The organism is Endozoicomonas sp. YOMI1 (assembly GCF_024606345.1).
Lineage (GTDB): Bacteria > Pseudomonadota > Gammaproteobacteria > Pseudomonadales > Endozoicomonadaceae > Endozoicomonas.
The window spans coordinates 1-5,268 of the sequence record NZ_JAHHPM010000165.1; the positions used below are offsets into that span (position 1 = coordinate 1).

General features: G+C 50.6%; 2 protein-coding genes. Both read right to left on the reverse strand.

Annotated features, from left to right (window positions below):
• Positions 1-271: 271 nt before the first annotated feature.
• The gene (locus tag KDK15_RS05795; protein WP_257294418.1) at positions 272-3,868 is read right to left on the reverse strand and encodes a hypothetical protein; all 3,597 of its coding nucleotides are present in this window, start codon (positions 3,866-3,868) and stop codon (positions 272-274) included.
• A gap of 161 nt (positions 3,869-4,029) precedes the next feature.
• Positions 4,030-5,055 (reverse strand): ankyrin repeat domain-containing protein, encoded by a 1,026-nt coding sequence (locus KDK15_RS05800; RefSeq protein ID WP_257294419.1) that lies wholly within the window; start codon positions 5,053-5,055, stop codon positions 4,030-4,032.
• Positions 5,056-5,268: the final 213 nt, after the last annotated feature.

A 5,268-nucleotide genomic window follows, 5' to 3' on the forward strand; every position in this document is an offset into this window, starting at 1 on the left:
ATTGCTACAAGATTCGTGGGCAAAGTCTTTCACCCAAAAAACACCTCAAGCCTTTTCATTTTGAACCTGATGATGGCTTCGGGTGGATACCCCTGGACAGTGGTACCGGTTGAGAGGCGTAACGAGTACATGCAAGCACTTGAAGCAGCCAGTGTGCACAAGAATATTGTGCCGTTTGCTAAATTTCTGGCATCACTGCTGAAGGATTAAGAACACCTGAGTTTAAAATCATCGGCTTGCTAAAGACATAACAGGAGAAGTGCTTCGCAACTTATTCAGGATGCATCATCGCCAGCAGTGCTTTGATAAAATCCTTCCTCTTGATCTGGTAATCATTAACATGGTGAGTTGTCGATAGCCAGTCGTTTACTCTTTGCTCAAAATCATGACGGCAAACATGGCTATTCAATTTCGTTTGGAGATTCGCAGTAAGTGTATGCAGGCGCTGTTGTTCTTCTTGAAGCTGGTCATTCCAACAGCCATGCTTTCCGGTTTTTTTTTCAGAGTGCAGAGCGATAAACTGCCTGGCTTTATTCAGGGTAAGCAGGGAGCGCATAAGCAAGCCATAAACACGCTCCCCAGTGTTTTGGGGGTTGTTAAAAATAAGGGTTCGGGGTAATTCAAATACCTCCCCTTTTAGCAATTGCTCTGTTAGCGGATCAAGGTTCTCAGCAAGGTATTCCAGCGTATCGTTCATTAGTTTGGTTTCTTCAGCAAACGACAAATACCATACCGGCCTCTCAACGCCAGGAACTTGGACGGCCGATCGCTCTGCATTTTCATGGATTGCTCTGGCATCAACACTGACCTGAAACTCCATTGCTTTCATACCCAAATCACCGTCTTTAAGATGAATATTGTAGGCGTTTGGTAGTTTAATCGCCTGACATCCCGGGATTGGCGAGATGATGATGTTTTTCGGGATTTCTGAATCCCTATCGGTGTTCAGTGCCTGCAGCTTGTCAAAGAGTGCTCTGGCTGACGCTTCTGTCGTGCAGATAATGTCAATATCATTAAATACTGAGCAGAGGTTCTGTAAAAAACGAGAGTATGAACCGGTAACCAGAAGGGGTGGATTGGTATAAGAACCGTTGACTTCCTGAATAATCTCCAGTGTTTTCAGCGTTAGCGCATTTAACTGCGGCCCCCGCTTGTCCGGGACACCCAGTCTGCCTGTTCGTGACCATGGCTTCAGCTTCAGGGCTTGAGCCATACTGGCGGTAATTGCCCGTGTGACGGACGTATTTTTTGTTTCATCCCGGTACTCCCTGATCTGATATGGGCCTTCCCTGCCAGAATTAGCGACGAATACCTCTACCGATGCTGCTCTTCGGTCAGAGTTGTCTGGGTCGGAGATCACGTCTGGGAGGTGATCTCTATGTCCATGTCCGGCGTTATTTACGTGATTGACTGAATGCCTGTAACCACCGCTGGGCAAACAGCCAGACCAGGCGTTGTTGGTACTCTGTTCATGGAGGTACTCTGTACCAACGGCAACAGAAGCCGTATCCTGACTGGCAGAGGTTGCGTATCCGTGCGGACTATCAATCCCCGGGGCAACGGCATCTTCCGGTTTGAGCAGTATATCCATTATGTTGGCTTCGAAGCTGCATTGTTCAAACCAGTAGCTTAAAGCATGTCGCTGCTTGCTGACTTCTGGAAAACCCTGAAGACACTCCAAAACCTGATCCTTATGAATTTGTCGTCCATTAACAGGCTGGCTGTTGATATAGCAGTATGCCAGGAAAAAGAAATGCAGGCGTGAGTTCTGAAATGAGTTCCTCAGTATTTTGATGGATTGCAATACCTGTTCTGCTAACACTCTCTGATGGTCAATTGGCAGCTCATGCTGCATAGCCATGAATTTCAATATACATTGCAGTCGCTGTTGCTCATCATCTTTGACCGATGCATTGTTTACGATTTGCCAGGCCTCTTGAAGCAAATCCTGAGCTTCGTTGGTTTTATCGTACCGCCGAGATTGTTTCAGCCTTTGAATCAGAAACCTGGTTTTCCTTGAAGATTGATCCCCCGGGACTTCATTAAACGCTGCTAATACTTCCCTGTTAGCCAGATAGTTGCCATTCAATTCTCTTGCATTCAATGCCAGCCGGGCATAAAAAATTGCGCGTTCGAGCAACCAACCACCCCGTTCATAATCCTTAACCACCGTATCCGGTCTCACCTGCTGGTCATCCAACGCCACGCCCATCAGGCAACATTCCGCCTTGAACCGCGCCAGCTCCAGTGTTGCCTTGAGGGCCTGATAATCCCGGACCACCTCATCCGGTATCACCTGCTGGCCATTCCACGGGAGCCTCCTCTGGCAGCATTCCGCCTTGAAGCGTGCCAGCTCCAGTGTTGCTTTGGCTGCCTGATAATCACTGCCCACCGCATCCGGTGTCACCTGTCGGCCATTCAACGCCAGGCCCCTCAGGCAACATTGTTCTTTAAAGCGCGCCAGGCCGAGTATTGCGTTGGCTGCCTGATAATCCCTAACCACCGCCTCCGGTGTGACCTGCTGGCCATTCAGCGGTAGCCCCCTCAGGCAACATTCCGCTTTAAAGCGTGCCAGTTCCAGTGTTGCTCTGGCTGACTGGTAATCCTTAACCACCGCCTCCGGTGTGACCTGGTACCCATTCAGCTTGAGGCCCCTCAGGCAACATTGTTCTTTAAAGCGCGTCATCCCCAGTTTGCCTTCCGGAGTATCCGGGAAATCCTTAACCACCGCCTCCGGTGTGACCTGATGGCCATTCAACATCAAGCCCCTCAGGCAACATTCCAATTTGAAGTGCGCTATTCCCAGTCTGCCTTCCGGACTATCCGGGAAACCCTTAACCACCGCATCCGCTGTGACCAGCTGGCCATTCAGCAACAGGCCCCTCAAGAAACATTCCGCTTTAAGGCGCCCCAGCTCGAGTACTGCGTTGGCTGCCCGATAGTCCTTAACCACGTCATCCGCAGTGACCAGCTGGCCATTCAGCGGCAGTTCACTCAGGCAACACAGTTCCTTAAATCGCGCTTGCTCCAGCCTTGCCCTGGCTGTCTGATAGCCCTTAATTACTGTATCCGGTGTGACCTGTCGGCCATTCAGCGCCAGGCCCCTCAGGCAACATTTTTCCTCAAAGCGCAATAGCTCCAGTGTTGCTTTGGCTGCCTGATAATCCTTAACCACCGCCTCCGGTGTGACCTGTTGGCCATTCAATGCCAGCCCCCTCAGGCAACATTGCTCCTTAAAGCGCCTCAGAGCCAGTTTACCTTCCGGACTATCCGGGAAATCCTTAACCACCGCATCCGGTGTGACCTGTCGGCCATTCAACGCCAGCCCCCTCAGGCAACATTTCTCCTTAAAGCGCGCCAGCTCCAGTTTCGCATTGGCTGCCCGATAATCCTTAACCACCTCATCCGGTGTGACCCGAAGGCCTTTCAACGTCATCCCCCTCAGGCAACATTCCGCCTTGAAGCGCGCTATCGCTAATTTGCACTTATTATTTCGATCTGGCGCCCGGTTGAACTCTTGAATAACCTGATCCGGGGTGACTTTTCTATTGCCATGTAGAATATTCTTTAAGCAGAGATTTTGCAGGAAGAAGCCAGGTCTAAGAGAGGTTCTATCATTTCCGTAGGCTGCAATCACACAAGCCGTAGTGATTTGACGTCCTTGTAACATTTTTTTTTGCCAAAAAGCATCCTCAATACGTTTGCATTCATCCAGGTTGGTGGCTGTACCGCTATAAGACTGATGGTTAGAGACTCTTTTGCCGTTAAATGTACTTCTAAAGTGTTTTGGCGTCCCGTTTGAACCGGCTTGCTGTTCAACACGGCCAGCAAGCTTTGGGTGGGAGTAGGTTGATGCCGTTGCTTTCAAATAAAACCCTGCATGCGTGGACTTTAAATACCGCAGTTTGACCTCAAAATGATTATTAGGTTCACTCCATTTATGGTGTGTCAGGACAAGGGACAAACATGCCCACCTATTGCTGAGGGCACACCAGTGTTAGTGTTTAGAGTTGCTCCATTGCGGCCGGACTACACCTGCTTTCTTTTTACGGTCTCCGTCCTTTGCCGTAGTCCGGCGGCATTGCGATCCGCCCCGGCATTTCTCAGGGCTCGATAGCAGGCCTGTTTGTTCTTCCTGGCAGCGATGGACAGCGGAGTGGCACCATCCGAAGTGCGGGCAGCGTTGAGATCCGCCCCGGCATCGATCAGGGCTTGCAGGCAGGCGAGGTTACCATTTTGTGCAGCCACGAACAGCGGCGTGGCACCATCCATAGTCCGGGCGGCATTGAGATCCGCCCCACCATCGATCAGGGCTTGCAGGCAGGCGAGGTACCCCTGCTGGGCAGCCATGTACAGCGCGGTGGCTCCCGAGGTCCGGGCGGCGTTGAGATTCGCCCCGGCATTGATCAGGATTTGCAGGCCGGCGATGTTATTCACCCAGACAGCAACGTGCAACGGGGTGCTTCCTGTAATCCGGGCGGCGTTGAGATCCGCCCCGAAATCAATCAGGGGTTGCAGGCAGGCATTGTTGAAACTCTGGGCAGCGATGTACAGCGTGTTGACTCCTGAAGCACGGGTGACGTTGAGATTCGCCCCGGCATCAATCAGGGCTTGCAGACAGTGGAGATGGCCATTCTGGGCGACGATGTGCAGCAAATATAATTTTTCTCCTGTAACTGCAGATCTGAAGGTCCTCCGGGCAATGTCATTATCCAGCTTCAACAATGTTCGTAACGTCTCCACGTCACCGGTTTTGCAGGCTTGTAACGGCAGATCTTCGCAATAGGGGGAGTCTTCATAGATACGGGCACCCGCTACCCGCACCAACGGCAACGGATTTTGCCGACATACCGAACACGAGCGTGAGAGGACAAGCTGATCATCCAAAACTTTAGAGATACATTCCAGATCGAAGTAATGTCCACATTGAGTCTTGACGACAACAGCAGCTACTTCACGACCATGAAAGGAATCCAGGCAGATGGGACAACGTATATCTTTGCCTGGTGGTGCTTGCACGTGCAGTTCACCAAATTGGGCTGCTGAAGAAATCATAGATCAGGCTATTCCGTTACTTTTTGCTGTTTGATTGATTGCAAACAACCGGAAAAGTTCCAAAACTTTGTCGGCAATGGCAAAGGCCAGATCAATAAAGAACTTACCCGCCCCGGTCACCTCCAGAAAAGCACCAAACAGTACAAAGATAAAAACGTTTCTTGAGTCATGATCGAAGGGAAGAGATTACTGGCTGTTTTTTCTCTTCCTTTT

What these genes read in the sequence shown, in the direction of transcription:
- KDK15_RS05800 (WP_257294419.1), bottom strand. Translation starts at nt 5,055, where the DNA reads ATGATTTCTTCAGCAGCCCAATTTGGTGAACTGCACGTGCAAGCACCA.